We start from the raw sequence: 15,319 nt of genomic DNA, 5'->3' as shown, positions 1-15,319 counted from the left end.
GCGAATGTCGCGGCGGTTTTTCGAGGAACAGGTGTCAAGTCTGGCAGATCGTTCGTGCGTTGAGCAGGCCCCAGCCGAAAACCGGGTCTTTGCCCGGCTTGCCGAGGTCTTCCGCACCCTTGCGCAACTGCGCCTCGACCTCGTCGGCCTTGAGTTGCGGATTGGCCGCCTTGATCATCGCTGCTGCGGCAGTAACGAAGGGGGCAGCAAATGACGTTCCGGTTTTGGAAGAGGCACCCTTGACCGAAGCTGCCGTCCACACCTGCACGCCAGGTGCGGCGATGTCGATATGGTCGCCGGACCCGGCGCGCCGATATGCGTTCTTGCGCCGGTCGATCGCCGTCACCGCAATCACCTCCTGATAGGCGCCGGGATAAAGCGGGGCCGCGCGCGGACCGCCATTGCCGGCAGCGGCAACCAGCACGATCTCCTTCTGCGCGGCCAGTTCGACCGTCCGCTCGAGCAACAGGTTCGCCGGGCCGGTCAGACTCATGTTGATGACGAGCACGCCCTTGCCTGCCAAAAGGTCGATCGAACGGACCAGATCGTAGACGGCGGAACGGTCGTCATTGCCGCTGCGCTGAAAAGCGTCGACAGCGACGAGTTCGCCGCCGGGCACGAGGCCGGGCGTTCGGCTTTCCGCTGAACCGACAAGAAGGGCTGCCACCGCCGTGCCATGCTGGCGCGCGGAATCGGGCAGGTCGCCTGCTCCAAGCCTGATCGTCTCGATGCGCCCGCCGGCAAAGGCCAGGTGTTCGGCATTGATGGCCGTGTCGATGAGACCGATCCGCACCGGGCCCGTGCAACGATCCGGCAGCGCCTGTGTCTCGGGCCAGCCGACGACGTGGCGTGCCAGGCACTGCTCGGCGCCGCAAGGATCGAGGCTGTCCTGGTCAGGCCGGTAGAAGTGATTGAAGTCGACCACCGCGTTTGGTGCGGCAGCCGCCACTTCGGCGCGCGCCGCTTCAAGCGTCGTACCGCCGGGAACGCGCAGCTTGACGATTTCGGCCCCAACGAGCGCAACGGCGGTACGATCGCCGATCGAATAGCCCACGGCGGTCAGGTTCGTTATCGCCCCCTGGTCGAGACCGAGTGCCACGATCTCTTGCGGCGCCTGGCGCACAAGCGCGGCAGCCGTGCGGGCCGCGGCTTTTCGGCGTGATTCGGACTGGCGGAAATAGCCGAATGGATTGCGCCCTTTTCCAACCGCTTGTGCCGCCGTACTGGCGTCCCTGCTGCTGCCAGAAGAGCTTCTGCCACTACCGCCGCCACCACCACCGCCGTTATCGTCGTCGTCGTCGTCGGCCAGCGCCGTGTCAGTTCCAACAAACTGTCCAAGTATTGGCGTTGCCGAAGGGACGCCAAAAGTCGCGCCGTTCAACGCCAACGCGAATACAACCGCAAGTGAACCCGATGGGGGCTTCAGAGGCATGGCTTCTCCTTTCCTGGCGAATTGGCGCGTCGATTGCAAATGTTAGCGATCCACATAAGCTTTTCGGCATCCCATATCATTTTGACTACATTTGTGCATTTTTGGCTCAACGGACGAACCCCCTGCTTATTCCGCTGGGGGCGCTTTTCGTGGAGGAGAGACAGGATACGACTGCATGAAGGGTGACGATTTTCCGGTCAGCGATCGCCTGGTGGCTTTCCTACCCAATCTGCGCCGGTTCGCCATCTCGCTGTGCCGGTCGCGCGATCTCGCCGACGACCTTGTGCAGACGGCCTGCGAGCGGGCACTCGCCGGACAGGAGCGTTTCGAACCGGGCAGCCGGTTTGACGCATGGATGTTCCGCATCCTGCGCAATCTGTGGATCGACCAGGTCAGGCGCACCAAGACGGCTGGCCCACGCGAGGACATCGACGACCGCCAGGACATCGTCGGCTCGAGCGGCGAACGTGATGTGGAAGCGCGCCTGACCCTGAAAAGCGTGGCAGTGGCTATCGACGAGCTTGTCGACGAGCAACGCGAGGTACTGCTGCTCGTCTGCGTCGAAGATCTTTCCTACAAGGAGGCGGCCGAGGTGCTTTCGATTCCTATTGGAACGGTGATGAGCAGGCTTGCCCGCGCCCGCAAGAATCTCGCTGAAGCGGCCGGAATAATCCCCGCAGCCGACCGTTCACCCGAAAAAGGTGGGAAGATATGAGCAGGCGCGACTTCGACGACGAAACCCTGATGGCCTTCGCCGATGGCGAACTCGACGCTGACACCACGGCGGCGATCGAGGAGGCCATGGGCACCGATGACGCGCTCATTGCCCGCGTAGCCACCTTCATGGAAAGCCGCGCCCAGGCATCAGCTGCGCTGAAGCCTCTGATCGACGAGCCGGTTCCCGAAGCGCTGACGACGTCGGTGCATAAATTGATCGACGAGGCGCATCAGCGCGAGCGAGCGGAAGCAGGTAAGCAGCCTGCCCAGAAAAATATCATCGCTTTTGAGCCCCGCGCGCCACGAAAAGTCACCTCGAACTGGGCGTTGCCGCTGGCAGCCTCGCTCGCTGCCGTCATCGTCGGTGTTGGCGGGTATCTCGCAGGCAAGGCCGGAGGGCCGGCTTCCAATGGTCTTGCCATCGCTTCGATCAGCAATCCGGTCGTCGCCAAGGCGCTTGGCGCCACACCGTCAGGCACCGACGTCAATGCCGGCGACACCACGATCAAGTTCGTTTCCAGTTTCCGCGATGAAGCAGGCGCACTCTGCCGCGAGTTCGAGCTCCATCGCGCTTCGGAAACATCTCTCGTTTCGGTCGCTTGTCGGGTCGGGCAACACTGGGATCTCAGGCTTGCCGTCGCCGCTCCCGCAGCCGGGCAGGACTACGTTCCCGCTGGCGCCTCCGAGACTGTCGATGCTTATCTGACCACGACCCAGGCGGGAGCACCGCTTTCGGAAGCGGAAGAGAAAAAGGCGCTCGGCCTGCCCTGACCGGCTCTATCGCAGGCTCGGTTGCGGGCCGCGCTTGCGCTCGCTTGCGTAGAGGGCGACGGCCATGGCGCGGTTACGCACGCCCAGCTTGTCGTAGAGATTCTTCAAATGATACTTGACCGTGTTCTCCGAGATCCCGGTCCTTGTCGCGATCTGCAGATTGGTCCAGCCGTCCGCCAGAACGCCGAGCAATTCCAGCTCGCGCGTCGTCAGGCGCGACAGCGGCGTCTCGTTGATCTTGGCAACATCGACATATGGAATGCAGATACGGCCGTTGGCGACCGCAATCAGCGTGTCGAACAGGATGCAGGGGTCGTCGAACTGATAGCAGAAGCCTTGCGCGCCAAGGCGCACGCATTGCTTCAGAATGCCTATGTCATGGTCGTTGGAAAAGATGACCATGCGCGCTGCGAGCTGGCGGCGCTGCAATTCGGACAGCACCTCAGCCGCATCCATGTCGGACAGTTTCCAGCCAACGATGGCGACGTCGAATGCAGGTCGCGCTTCGTCCACCGCACGGATGAACGCCTCGCCGCTCTGGATGCCCTCGGCGAAGTCGAAGCGTTCGTCGCGGCTGATCATGTCGCGCAACGCCGAAATCACCAGCGGGTTTCGCTCGGCGATCAGGACATTCAGCTTCATTTGTTGCGCCATCAGCCCGCCATCGACATCGGCATTTGTGCCTTGGCGCATTCCAATCGAATTCACCAAGGCATGCCCGCTCTCCAGCGACAGGAATCAGTCGTAGATTCGGAATCGACCGACCAAATCGCGTGTTTCTTCGCGCACCGCCGCCTCGATCTTGGCGTTGCCTGCCTCACCATTCGCCGCAAGTCCGTCAACGACGGCCATCGTCATGCGCCCGACCTGGCGGAACTCCTCATTGAGGAAACCGCGTGTGGTGCAGGCAGGCGTGCCGAGGCGAACACCCGACGTAACCATCGGCCCCTGCGGGTCGAACGGAATGCCGTTCTTGTTGCAGGTGATGTGGGCGCGGCCAAGGGCTGCTTCGACGGCCTTGCCGGTGAGGTTCTTGCGCCTCAGGTCGACCAGCATCAGGTGCGTGTCGGTGCCGCCCGAGACGATATCGACACCGCCCTCCTGCAGCGTTTCGGCGAGAACCTTGGCGTTGGACACGACGTTTGCGGCATAGACCTTGAAGTCAGGCGTCAGCGCCTCGCCGAAGGCCACCGCCTTTGCGGCTATGACATGCATCAGCGGTCCGCCTTGAAGGCCGGGGAACACCGCCGAATTGATCTTCTTGCCGATCTCCTCGTCATTGGACAACACCATGCCGCCGCGCGGCCCGCGCAGGGTCTTGTGCGTGGTGGTGGTGACGACATGGGCATGTTCGAGCGGGTTGGGGTGAACGCCACCGGCGACAAGGCCGGCAAAGTGCGCCATGTCGACGAACAGTTTAGCGCCGACCTCGTCGGCGATTTCGCGGAACGCCTTGAAGTCGATGATGCGTGGATAGGCCGAGCCGCCAGCGAGGATCACCTTGGGCTGGTGCTTCTTGGCGAGATCGCGGACCTCGTCCATGTCGATGCGATGGGTATCGGGCTTGACGCCATAGGAAACGACGTTGAACCACTTGCCGGACTGGTTGACCGGCGCGCCGTGGGTCAGGTGGCCGCCCGCCGCCAGGTTGAGGCCCAGGAACGTGTCGCCCGGTTGCATCAGGGCCATGAACACCGACTGGTTGGCCTGGCTGCCCGAATTTGGCTGGACGTTGGCGAAGCTGCAGCCGAACATCGTCTTGGCGCGTTCGCGCGCCAGATCCTCGATCTCGTCGACATAGGCGCAGCCACCGTAGTAGCGGCGGCCGGGATAGCCTTCGGCGTACTTGTTGGTCAGCACCGAGCCTTGCGCCTCGAGCACAGCCTTGGAAACAATGTTTTCAGAGGCGATCAGCTCGATCTCGTCGCGCTGGCGCTGGAGTTCGCGACCCATCGCGTCGCTGACGGCGGGATCGGCCTGGGCGACGCCAGTGCGGAAGAAATGGCGGGCACTGCCGATGCCGGGTCTGGTGGGGATATTCATGAGGCTCCTCCCTTATGGCGCCGTGCGGCGTCCCAAAATTGTGGTCATCCGGTCCAACCGAGGCCGGCGGAAATGCAGTTGATCGACAGCAAGAGCGCGTTGACCGCGCGCTTGGGATTGGCCGTGGCTCCATCCTGCGCGCGAACCTCGCGCAGCAGCTGCACCTGCAGCCGATGAATCGAGTCCATCTGCGGGCGGATACGGTCGAAGTGCCGCTTGAAGGCCGGGAAGCGCTCGGACAGCTTCAAGCCGCCATTCACCTCCGAGATCATCCGCCGCGTCAGTGCGTACTCGGCCGATATCTTGCGGTAGATGCGCTCGCCCACCTCTCGGTCCTGCACCAGTCCGGCATAGAGACAGCCAATGTCCATGTCGGACTGGTAGAGGCCCTTGTCCACCTCGTCGACGACGAGGCGGAAAAAGCGTGAGCGTTCGAACATCTGCCTGAGCAACTCGAGACCCGGCTCGCCACGCACGTTGACGAACGAATTCAGCGCGCTGCCTATGCCGTACCAGTTGGTCAAGAGATGCCGGTTCTGGCTCCAGGCGAATACCCATGGAATGGCACGCAGATCGGAGATGTCGCGGGCTCCGAAACGCCGGGCCGGGCGCGAACCGATCTTGAGCAGCGACAATTCCTCGACCGGGCTTGCCTGGTGGAAGTAGTCTATGAAGCCGGGCTCGTTGATCAGGCCCGAATAGGATGCCTGCGACATCCCGGTCAGCGCTTCCAGCGCTTCGCTGAACTCGGGGATGTCTTTGAGCTCGGCTTCGTTCGGCGACTTTACGGAGTGGGCAAAGACGCTCGCCGCGAGGATCTCGAGCTGATAGAGGCCCGTGCCGCGATTTGCGAATTTCGACGAGACGACCTCGCCCTGTTCGGTAACGCGCATTGCGCCACCGATGGTTCCCGCCGGCTGGGCGGCGATTGCCCTGCCCGTCGGAGCGCCGCCGCGGCTGACCGAACCGCCACGGCCGTGGAAGAAGCTGATCTTGACCTTGCGCTTGATGCCGAGCGCGGTGATCCGCCGTTGCGCCTTATTGAGCTCCCAGTTGGAGGCCAGGAAGCCGCCGTCCTTGTTGGAGTCGGAATAGCCGAGCATGACCTCCTGGCGGTTGCCGAAATCGCGCACCGAGCGCCGCACGATGGAAACTGCAAACAGCTGGTCGAGTATTTCGGGCGCGGCGCGCAGGTCGTCGATGGTTTCAAACAGCGGAACGACGCGCAGTGCGATGGTTCCGCTGCCGTCCATCGCGGTTGCAAGCCCTGAATACTGTGCAAGCAGATAGACGGCCAGAAGGTCGTCGCATGAGCGCGTCATCGACAGGATGAAGGCACCGACCGCGCCGCCATTGAGGCCGGCAGAAGCCTTGCGGATGACGTCGAACAGGTCGAGCAGTTCCTGCGCTTCTTCAGACAGCGCGAGGCGGTCGACCTCCAGCTGTTCGCCGGAGTTCAGTGCCGCGCGGATGCGCTGCGTCCATTGCGGCGTGTCGGGCGCCGGTGCCGCAGCCGGATCGGCGAGTTTGAACAGCTCGGCCAATACGCGATTGACGACAGTGGAGTTCTGTCTGATGTCGAGCGATACGGTGCGGAAGCCGAAGGTCTCGACCTGCTGACGCAAGGGACGGACGAAACGCCTGGCGATCAGCTTGCCGCCGAGCTGGACAAGAACGTTTTCGAGTTCTCGAAGATCGGTCTTGAAGGCATCTGAGCGTCCATAGGGCTTGGCCGAAGCCTCCCCGCGCATTGCCTCCAGACGGTCGAGCATCGCGGCGGCGAACTGGCGCAGCGGCTCGTCGGGATTGCGCGCGACGATCTCCGAGGCGTTGCCGCTGCGATGCAGCGCATGACCCAGCGCCTTGATGAAAGTGTCTGGAATGTCGACCACGTTGGCGCTGATGCTCAACACCGTGACGAGCCTGCGCACCTGGCCGATGTACCAGCCAACGATCGCCTGGCGACACTCGTTGAGAGCGTAAGCGGTGGTCTTGGCGGTGACATTCGGATTGCCGTCGCGATCGCCACCTATCCAGGAGGCATAACGCATGAAGGACGGCACCTTGAGATCATATTCCGGATAGTGGCGCGCCAGCGCCTCTTCGACCGAGTCATAAAGCTTGGGCGTCGCCTCGAAGATAACTTCGCGGAAGAAGTGCAGGCCCCAGGCGATCTCACGTTCCACAGACGGCCGCTCGAGTCGCAGCTCGCCCGACATCCACAAGAGCTCGATCTCGCTCTTGAGGTCGCTGATGTGCTGTTCGCGCTCACGCGGCGCCCAGCGCTGCTGTTCGAGCTCGGTCAGCTTGCGATAGATGCGGCGGTGGATTTCAAGCACGGTGACGCGCTTGGCCTCGGTCGGGTGTGCCGTCATGGTCGGGCCGACACAAAGGTCGTCGAGGGTGGCCTGGATCTGCTCGGCCGGGTAGCCGCCGGCGGCTATTTCGCCCATGACATTGGCAAACGAGCCGATCACCTCGTCGGCGCCGCCCATCTGCTCAAGCTCGCGGCGAGAACGCATCGCCAAAAGTTCGTTGGCGATTGCGACAAGCTGGAACCAGATGCCGGTGGCTTGCAACGCGGCTATGCGCTGTTCGCTAGCCAGGGCATCAAGGCTCACGCGGCCGGTAAGAACCTCCGCCATATCGGGCTCGCGTTCGCTGACAACGGCCAGGAGCAGCCTGAAAAGCAGGCTGCGGACGTCTTCGCGAAAGCTGAGTGGTCTGCTCTCCTCCAAGCGACACCCATTCATCTTGAGTTGCTCCGGGAGCCGAACCTTTGAGTTGGTCATCCCGAAAATGCTGTTTTCCCGAGAGCGAGCAGACCGGTTTTCCGTCTCATTGAAAACGCCCGGACGGGTAGAATTCCCATTCGTTCGGGTGGTACCGGCACTGGCCGAACGATGATCGCCGGGCCCAAATCGGACTACCGGTCCGGTCGGAAAATCGAAAACTGCAAGAGGATTGGTCCAGCGCGTTTTGCAGTGGACGGCATTTAACTCATGTGCAAGTATGTTGCATATCAGGCAAGTAAGGGAGGCGCATGAAAGTGAGGTCCACTACCGAAATCCGCATCGCCGCAGCACGATCCAACCGAGCTTGAAGAGGAACATGCCAATGCAGAAAGTGCTGCCGGAGCTTTATGAGGGCCATGCGCCCATCACCCTCCAGAACGCATTTCACGACGCGCTCGAGGCGCTTGAGGAATGGAAGGAAGGAAGCGAGGAACCGCTCGTACCGGTTGACAGCTTCAACGTCCCCATCAGCCACATCTTTGCCCGCATGAGCGCTTGCACCGATCTGCTGCCGCTGCGCACGCGAGACGTTCTCGAAACCATCATCGACAAGGGCTCGTTTCGAGCCACCGGCGGTTCGCTCTATGCCGATGGCGCGAAACTGGTGATGCCGCTCTGCATCGAGCGCCTGACCCTGTCGCTGCTGCGACCGACCGCGTCCCTGGCCCAATTGCGCAAGGCCTGCGTCGAGGCCTGACCCAGCAACCGTTGCATATGGCTCTGTCATAGGCGCGCCAGCGCCTGCGGCAGAGCGTTTCTGCGCCTGCTTGGCACTCGCAAAAATACCCCATGAAAAAAGCCCCGATCCGGGGCTTTTTTTACCGTTGATGTTCCAGCGCGCGTTAGGCCGCCTTGGCGCTCGAGGCTTCGACCCCATACTCCAGCGAGGAGTCCACGATGGTGTGCCACAGGCTGTCCGAAAAGCTGGTGAAGACCAGCATATTGTAGACCGGATGCCCGTCGGTGCCATTGGCCTCGCGCCAGAAATTGACCGCCGTATGGTCGACCGAAGTGTTCGCCGCCGTGCCGACCGGAAACACGGAGTCGTGCAAATCGAGCGACGAGAACTTGGCGATCGCATCGCGGGCACGCGCGCCTGAAACGCGGATCAGGCAGCGGCCGTCGGACTGGTCGGAGAGCGATGCCGAGCCAGTGAAGGCCTGGGCCATGGCTGCAAGCTGCGATGCCTCGTCGGTGCGCGGCGCAATGACGGTGAACTGATCGGGACCAGACCAGACCAACGTGGCCGTCTTACCAATGACAGCCTTAGGCGTAGCCGGTGCCTCGACACCGAAGAGCTTCTTGGCGGCCTTGGCCGTTTCCGCTGCTTTGCCACGGCGTGCCATGACCTGCACCAACACGATGTCGCGCACTTCCCGAAGCGTTACGCCGGGATGTGCTCCAGTTGCACCATGGCAACCGGGAACGAGCGCCTTCTGCAGCGGAGATTGGGTGTTCCAGAGATAATCAACCACGCTGGCGCGCTCCTTCTGGATCGTAGAAGACTGGGTTGCAGATTTCGGCTTCGTAATCCTCGCTGCGCAGCGGGTCGTGGATGCGCACGATTTCGCCAAAGCGTTCGCGGCCGCGTTCGACCAGGCCCAGACCGATCCACTGTTCCAGCATCGGCGAATAGCAGACCGATGTGACGTAGCCCTGGTCCGTCTGGGGTCCCGGGATCGCACCCTTGGGGACCACGTGCGCGCCGGAGCGCAGGCGCCGCTTGACGTCGATCGGCTTGATGCCGACAACGACCTGGCGGTCGGGTGCGGTCAGCGCTTCGCGCCCGGCCATGACGCGGCCAATGAAGTCCTTCTTCTTGGACATCATCTTGCCGAGGCCGAGATCGTCGGCGGTCGTGGTGCCGTTCAGCTCGGGACCCGCAACGTGGCCCTTTTCAATGCGCATGACGCCGAGTGCTTCGGTGCCGTAAGGCGTGACGCCCAGGTCGCGTCCTGCGATCATCAGGTTCTGCGCCATGGCGGCGCCATAGCGAGCCGGAACCGAGATCTCGAAGGCGATTTCACCGGAGAACGAGATGCGGAACAGGCGTGCGGTCACACCACCACGAAGTTTGACCTCGCGGGCGCCCATGAAGGGGAAGCCCTCGTTGGACATGTCTTCCGACGGATCGACGAGTTCCTGAAGCAGTTTGCGGGTGTTGGGCCCGGCGATGGAGAACTGCGCCCACTGGTCCGACGCCGACGACAGTTGCACGTCGAGTTCGGGCCAGAGCACCTGGCGACAGAATTCGAGATGCGCCATGACAGGTCCTGCCTTGGCTGTGGTCGTGGTCAAGAAGTAGTGGTCTTCGGCGATACGCGAGGTCGTACCGTCGTCCATCACGATGCCGTCTTCGCGCAGCATCAGGCCATAACGTGCCTTGCCCACGCCAAGCGAGGAGAAGGCGTTGATGTAGACGCGGTCGAGGAAGGTGCCGGCGTCCGCGCCGCGCACGTCGACCTTGCCGAGCGTGGAGACGTCACAGAAACCGACGCCGTTGCGCACGGCGAGCACTTCACGGGTCACCGACTCCAGCCAGTCGTTCTCGCCCGGCTGCGGATACCATTGCGCACGCTTCCACAGGCCGGTGTCGACGAACACGGCACCTCTGGCCGCAGCCCAGTGGTGCGACGGCGTCAGGCGCCAGGCGTGGAAATTCTCGTCGCGGTGATGGCCGGCAAGCGCGCCGATCGCCACCGGCGCATATGGCGGACGGTAGATCGTCGTGCCAGTCTGCGGAATGGTGCGCCCGGTTGCATCGGCCATGATGGCAAGGCCGGTGATGTTGGAGGTCTTGCCCTGGTCGGTCGCCATGCCAAGCGTGGTGTAGCGCTTGAGATGCTCGACGCTTTCAAAGCCTTCGCGCTGCGCCAGCGTCACGTCGGAAGCGGTGACGTCGTGCTGGAAGTCGACGAAGGCCTTACCCTTGGCCTTGACCTGCCAGAGCGGCGAAATCGCATAAGTCTCGTCGCCAGCTTCCGATGCCTCGCCGGCATTGCCGGAAGCGCCGCATTCGGCGGCAGCTGCCGCACCTGCGGCATGACCGTCGCGCAGGCAGGCACCGAGCGAGAACTCGCCACGCGCCGCACCCGCCATGACCATGCCTCTGGGCGCGTCGCCGGGGATGAAGGCGGCGATGTCGTCACGCCACACCGGCTTGCCGCGATGGAAGCAAGACAGGCCGACATTGGGGTTCCAGCCGCCCGATACGGCCAGGCAGTCGGCGTCGATCTGCTGCTTGCGGCCGTTGCCGTCGGTAACGATGACACCGCGCACGCCGTCGACACCGCCCTTGACGTCGGACACGCCACCCGAGAGCACGCGCAAATCCGACAGATCAGCGAGTGCCTGATATTCCGCCGGCACCTTGCCGCGCGGATCGATCACGGCGGCAATGTCTCCACCTGCCTGCTGGATCGCCTCGACCGTGCGCCAGCCGTCATCGTTGTTGGTGAACAGCGCCACACGCTTGCCCGGCATCGCCGCGAAGCGGTTGACATAGGTGCGCACGGCGGATGCCATCATCACGCCCGGACGGTCGTTGCCCGGGAAAACGATCGGCCGCTCAATGGCGCCTGCGGTGACAACCGAGCGCTTGGCGACGATGCGCCAGAGCCGCTGGCGAACCTGATGCGGAGCGGGCACCGGCACGTGGTCGTTGACGCGTTCGAGCGCGGTGTAGACACCGCCGTCATAGACGCCGAACAGCGCCGTACGAACCATGACGCGGACGTTGGGCAGCGAGGCAAGCTCGCCGGTCGCCCGGCGCACCCACTCCTCGGCATGCATGCCATCGATCTCGCCGCCGTCGCTGAGCAGGCGGCCACCGACCCGGACGTCTTCTTCGACAAGGATGACACGCGAGCCGGCACGGCCAGCCGCCAAAGCGGCAGAAAGACCAGCGGCACCACCACCGACGACCAGCACGTCGCAATGCGCCCAGGCCTTGTCGTAGTGGTCGGGATCGGGCAGCTCAGCGCTCTTGCCGAGGCCTGCGGCGCGGCGGATCAGCGGCTCGTAGACCTTCTCCCAAAACTTGGCGGGCCACATGAAGGTCTTGTAGTAGAAACCGGCGACGAAGATCGGGGCGGCCAGCTGGTTGATCGACATGAAGTCGCGGCGCAGCGAAGGCCAGCGATTCTGGCTCTGCGCAACAAGCCCGTCATAGAGTTCCTGCGTCGTGGCGCGGGTGTTGGGTTCCTTGCGGGCACCACTGCGCATCTCCACCAGCGCGCTCGGTTCTTCCGAACCGGCGGTGATGATGCCGCGGGGGCGATGATACTTGAACGAGCGCGCCACGAGCTTGACGCCGTTCGCAACGAGTGCGGAGGCCAGCGTGTCACCGGCGAAGCCGGACATGACCTTGCCGTCGAAGGAGAACTGAAGTGGTTGCTGGCGGTCGATCAGGCCGCCGCTGCGCAGCCGGTGCGACTGGCTAGCGGATGCTGCCTGACTGCGGGCACTGGGGGTGCTGCCCTCAAGTGCGGCCGTCCTGCCGAGCGGTTCGGATCCGGTATAGCCCGACATGTTTATTCTCCTGCCTGCACCGGATTGGCCGCGCCAACGCCTGGGGCTGCGATCACCGATCTGAATTCGTGCGTCACCGTGTTGCGCTCGGCTATCAGCCAGGAACGGCAGCCACCGCCGTGGTACCAGTACTCGCGCATGAAGCCGGCCACGTTGTCGCGCAGATAGACGTAGTCATAGAAGGCATCTTCAACGCGTTCGGGGCTTTCGCCGCTATCGGCAGCGAAGTTGGGCCGCTTGGGCGAAGCATCGCCGAGATAGGTGAACTCGCCGTTCTCGCGTTCGCCGCAGAAAGGACATGCAATACGCATTCCGCCAGTCTCGCTTTCAGTGCAGGTTGGGTTGGGCGCCTTGGCCCTTTTCATCGATCATCGCGCCACGGCGGAACCGGTCGAGCCGGAAGCGCGCGGCTTCGGGGTGCGGTTCGTCGCGCGCCAGCAAGTGGGCAAAGACGAGACCGGAAGCCGGCGTCGCCTTGAAGCCGCCGTAGCACCAGCCGGCGTTGAGATAGAGCCCATCGATCGGCGTCTTGTCGATGATCGGCGTGCCGTCCATCGACATGTCCATGATGCCGCCCCACTGGCGCAGCATGCGGACGCGGCCGATCATGGGCATGACCGCCATGCCGCCTTCGCAGACGTCCTCGACCACCGGCATGTTGCCGCGCTGGGCGTAGGAATTGTAGCCGTCGAGGTCGCCGCCGAAGACGAGGCCGCCCTTGTCGGACTGGCTGATATAGAAGTGGCCGGCACCGAAGGTGATGACCCCTGGGATGAGCGGCTTGATGGCTTCGGAGACAAAGGCCTGGAGCACGTGGCTTTCGATCGGAAGCTTCATGCCGGCCATCGCGGCAACGCGAGACGTATTGCCCGCGACCGCCATGCCGACCTTGCCCGCGCTGATCTTGCCGCGCGATGTCTCAACGCCGGTGATCTTGCCGTTAGGATCACGCACGAAGCCGGTGACTTCGCAGTTCTGGATGATGTCGACACCGCGCTGGTCGGCTGCGCGCGCATAACCCCACACCACCGCATCATGGCGGGCGGTGCCGCCGCGGCGCTGCATGAGGCCGCCCATGATCGGGAAGCGCGGGCTGTCGTAGTTGAGGAACGGCAGTTCCTTGCGGATCTGCACCGCATCGAGCAATTCGGCGTCGATGCCGTTGATGCGCATTGTGTTGCCACGGCGGGCGAAGGCGTCGCGCTGGGCATCCGAGTGGTAGAGATTGATGATACCGCGCTGGGAGACCATCGCGTTGTAGTTGAGATCCTGCTCCATACGCTCCCACAGCTTCATCGACATCTCGTAGAAGCCGGTATTGCCGGGAAGGCCGTAGTTGGAGCGGATGATGGTCGTGTTTCGGCCGGCATTGCCGGAGCCGATCCAGCCCTTTTCAAGCACCGCGACATTGCGGATGCCGTATTCGTTGGCGAGGAAATAGGCCGTCGCGAGCCCGTGGCCGCCGCCGCCGATGATGATGACGTCGTAGTGGCTCTTGGGTGCCGGATCGCGCCAGGCCCGGGTCCAGCCCTTGTGGCCAGACAAAGCAGCCTTGGCGAGTGAGAAGATCGAATATTTCATCGCATGTGTTCCGGCGAAATGTGAGGTATGTCCGAGGCGTGCGCCCGGTCCAAACGACCGGGCGCAATGCCTGTTTGGGAGCCTCAGACGTCCAGCGTGTGGTCGCGCTCCCACTGGGTGAAGTGCGAGGCGTAGGAGTTCCACTCCTGGTGCTTGAGCTTGATGTAGGCGGCGGAGAACTCCTCGCCCATCGCAGCCTTCAGCTCGCTGTCTTCGTCATAGGCGCGCAGCGCATCAAGCAGGTTGAGAGGCAGCTTGGCGCCATGCGTGACGGTGTGGCCTTCGCGGTACATATCGACATCGCTGCGCGGGCCGGGATCGGCCTTCGAACGAATGCCGCTGAGGCCGGCGGCGATGATGATCGCCTGCATCAGGTAGGGGTTGGCAGCGCCGTCGGGCAGACGCAGTTCGAAGCGGCCGGGGCCGGGCACGCGCACCATGTGGGTACGGTTGTTGCCGGTCCAGGTCACCGTGTTCGGCGCCCATGTCGCACCCGACAGGGTACGAGGTGCGTTGATGCGCTTGTAGGAGTTGACGGTCGGGTTGCAGATCGCAGCGAGCGCCGAAGCGTGCTTCATGATGCCGCCGAGGAAGTGACGGCCCTTCTCCGAAAGACCAAGTTCCATGTTCTTGTCGGCGAAGGCGTTGGACTTGCCGGTAAGGTCCCACACCGAGATGTGAGCATGGCAGCCGGAGCCGGTGAGACCCTGGAAGGGCTTCGGCATGAAGGTGGCGCGCAGGCCGTGCTTTTCGGCGATCGAGCGAACCATGAACTTGAAGAAGGAGTGCTTGTCGGCGGTCTGGAGAACGTCGTCATATTCCCAGTTCATCTCGAACTGGCCGTTCGCGTCCTCATGGTCGTTCTGGTAGGGCTTCCAGCCGAGATCGAGCATGGCATCGCAGATTTCGGCGATGACATCGAAGCGGCGCATCACGGCCTGCTGGTCGTAGCAGGACTTTGCCGCCGTATCGTACTCGTCGGCAATCTGGTTGCCATCCGGCGTGGTGAGGAAGAATTCCGGCTCGACGCCGGTCTTGACCCGCATGCCTTCCTTGGCCGCTTCAGCAACGAGGCGCTTCAGCGTGTTGCGCGGTGCCTGGGCGACACCCTTGCCTTCCATCAGGCAGTCTGATGCGAGCCAGGCGACTTCCGGCCGCCACGGCAGCTGAATGACCGAAATAGGATCCGGCACAGCCAGCATGTCTGGATGTGCCGGGGTCAGGTCCAGCCAGGTCGCGAAGCCGGCAAAGCCGGCTCCGTCCTTCTGCATGTCCGAAATGGCCTGTGCCGGCACCAGTTTGGCGCGCTGACCTCCGAAAAGGTCCGTATACGACACCATGAAGTATCTGATGTTGCGAGCCCTTGCGAACTCTTTGAGATCAGTCACCTCCGACTGATCGATTTTGGCTTCGAACGCCGTACCCATATGAATTGCTCCTCCCAATCCTT

General features: G+C 63.1%; 12 protein-coding genes. 3 read left to right on the top strand and 9 right to left on the bottom strand.

Going from position 1 to position 15,319, the window contains the following annotated elements; all coding sequences use genetic code 11:
- Window positions 1-34: 34 nt before the first annotated feature.
- Window positions 35-1,432 (bottom strand): S8 family serine peptidase, encoded by a 1,398-nt coding sequence (locus C8K44_RS01230; RefSeq protein WP_109573920.1) that lies wholly within the window; start codon window positions 1,430-1,432, stop codon window positions 35-37.
- A gap of 175 nt (window positions 1,433-1,607) precedes the next feature.
- Between C8K44_RS01230 and C8K44_RS01225 the strand changes: the two genes are divergently transcribed.
- Entirely contained in the window at window positions 1,608-2,147 is a 540-nt protein-coding gene (locus tag C8K44_RS01225; protein WP_109573919.1) for an RNA polymerase sigma factor, read from the top strand.
- Window positions 2,144-2,920 carry an anti-sigma factor gene (locus tag C8K44_RS01220; RefSeq protein ID WP_109573918.1) on the top strand — a complete coding sequence of 259 codons (777 nt, stop codon included), beginning with the start codon at window positions 2,144-2,146 and terminating at the stop codon, window positions 2,918-2,920. Before C8K44_RS01225 ends, C8K44_RS01220 begins: the two co-directional genes overlap by 4 nt.
- A 6-nt stretch (window positions 2,921-2,926) precedes the next feature.
- On the opposite strand, the gene C8K44_RS01215 is transcribed toward C8K44_RS01220, so the two are convergent.
- The 3 genes from C8K44_RS01215 to C8K44_RS01205 all read right to left on the bottom strand — a co-directional run bounded on the left by C8K44_RS01215 (window position 2,927) and on the right by C8K44_RS01205 (window position 7,716).
- Window positions 2,927-3,574, bottom strand: a complete 648-nt coding sequence (locus C8K44_RS01215) for a response regulator transcription factor (RefSeq protein WP_199226989.1) — start codon at window positions 3,572-3,574, stop codon at window positions 2,927-2,929.
- 84 nt (window positions 3,575-3,658) lie between these two features.
- On the bottom strand, window positions 3,659-4,963 hold the full coding sequence (gene glyA, locus C8K44_RS01210) for a serine hydroxymethyltransferase (RefSeq protein WP_109573917.1): 1,305 nt from the start codon (window positions 4,961-4,963) through the stop codon (window positions 3,659-3,661).
- Window positions 4,964-5,007: 44 nt separating this feature from the next.
- Window positions 5,008-7,716, bottom strand: a complete 2,709-nt coding sequence (locus C8K44_RS01205; protein ID WP_245417311.1) for a phosphoenolpyruvate carboxylase — start codon at window positions 7,714-7,716, stop codon at window positions 5,008-5,010.
- A 358-nt stretch (window positions 7,717-8,074) separates the two neighbouring features.
- Here C8K44_RS01205 and C8K44_RS01200 point away from each other — a divergent pair, with 358 nt between their 5' ends.
- The gene (locus tag C8K44_RS01200; RefSeq protein ID WP_146203893.1) at window positions 8,075-8,455 is read left to right on the top strand and encodes a hypothetical protein; all 381 of its coding nucleotides are present in this window, start codon (window positions 8,075-8,077) and stop codon (window positions 8,453-8,455) included.
- 145 nt (window positions 8,456-8,600) lie between these two features.
- Here C8K44_RS01200 and C8K44_RS01195 read toward each other — a convergent pair whose 3' ends face one another.
- The 5 genes from C8K44_RS01195 to glnT form a co-directional block, all read right to left on the bottom strand.
- Complete coding sequence (locus C8K44_RS01195; RefSeq protein WP_109573915.1) at window positions 8,601-9,233, bottom strand: sarcosine oxidase subunit gamma family protein; 633 nt, start codon at window positions 9,231-9,233, stop codon at window positions 8,601-8,603.
- Window positions 9,226-12,288 carry a sarcosine oxidase subunit alpha family protein gene (locus tag C8K44_RS01190; protein WP_245417310.1) on the bottom strand — a complete coding sequence of 1,021 codons (3,063 nt, stop codon included), beginning with the start codon at window positions 12,286-12,288 and terminating at the stop codon, window positions 9,226-9,228. The genes C8K44_RS01195 and C8K44_RS01190 overlap by 8 nt, the downstream gene beginning before the upstream one ends.
- Before the next feature lie 2 nt (window positions 12,289-12,290).
- Complete coding sequence (locus tag C8K44_RS01185) at window positions 12,291-12,599, bottom strand: sarcosine oxidase subunit delta (RefSeq protein WP_109573914.1); 309 nt, start codon at window positions 12,597-12,599, stop codon at window positions 12,291-12,293.
- 16 nt (window positions 12,600-12,615) lie between these two features.
- The gene (locus tag C8K44_RS01180) at window positions 12,616-13,869 is read right to left on the bottom strand and encodes a sarcosine oxidase subunit beta family protein (RefSeq protein ID WP_109573913.1); all 1,254 of its coding nucleotides are present in this window, start codon (window positions 13,867-13,869) and stop codon (window positions 12,616-12,618) included.
- Between the two features lie 83 nt (window positions 13,870-13,952).
- The gene (gene glnT / locus C8K44_RS01175) at window positions 13,953-15,296 is read right to left on the bottom strand and encodes a type III glutamate--ammonia ligase (protein ID WP_109573912.1); all 1,344 of its coding nucleotides are present in this window, start codon (window positions 15,294-15,296) and stop codon (window positions 13,953-13,955) included.
- Window positions 15,297-15,319 lie beyond the last annotated feature (23 nt).

The sequence above is a fragment of the Aminobacter sp. AP02 genome, from assembly GCF_003148805.1.
GTDB lineage: Bacteria > Pseudomonadota > Alphaproteobacteria > Rhizobiales > Rhizobiaceae > Aminobacter.
This window is presented reverse-complemented; position numbering and strand designations above follow the sequence as displayed.

Coding starts and splice junctions, on each gene's coding strand:
- C8K44_RS01230 (WP_109573920.1), bottom strand. CDS start 1,432: ATGCCTCTGAAGCCCCCATCGGGTTCACTTGCGGTTGTATTCGCGTTG.
- C8K44_RS01185 (WP_109573914.1), bottom strand. CDS start 12,599: ATGCGTATTGCATGTCCTTTCTGCGGCGAACGCGAGAACGGCGAGTTC.
- C8K44_RS01190 (WP_245417310.1), bottom strand. CDS start 12,288: ATGTCGGGCTATACCGGATCCGAACCGCTCGGCAGGACGGCCGCACTT.
- C8K44_RS01205 (WP_245417311.1), bottom strand. CDS start 7,716: ATGAATGGGTGTCGCTTGGAGGAGAGCAGACCACTCAGCTTTCGCGAA.
- C8K44_RS01180 (WP_109573913.1), bottom strand. CDS start 13,869: ATGAAATATTCGATCTTCTCACTCGCCAAGGCTGCTTTGTCTGGCCAC.
- C8K44_RS01220 (WP_109573918.1), top strand. CDS start 2,144: ATGAGCAGGCGCGACTTCGACGACGAAACCCTGATGGCCTTCGCCGAT.
- glnT (WP_109573912.1), bottom strand. CDS start 15,296: ATGGGTACGGCGTTCGAAGCCAAAATCGATCAGTCGGAGGTGACTGAT.
- C8K44_RS01200 (WP_146203893.1), top strand. CDS start 8,075: ATGCCAATGCAGAAAGTGCTGCCGGAGCTTTATGAGGGCCATGCGCCC.
- C8K44_RS01225 (WP_109573919.1), top strand. CDS start 1,608: ATGAAGGGTGACGATTTTCCGGTCAGCGATCGCCTGGTGGCTTTCCTA.
- C8K44_RS01215 (WP_199226989.1), bottom strand. CDS start 3,574: ATGGCGCAACAAATGAAGCTGAATGTCCTGATCGCCGAGCGAAACCCG.
- glyA (WP_109573917.1), bottom strand. CDS start 4,963: ATGAATATCCCCACCAGACCCGGCATCGGCAGTGCCCGCCATTTCTTC.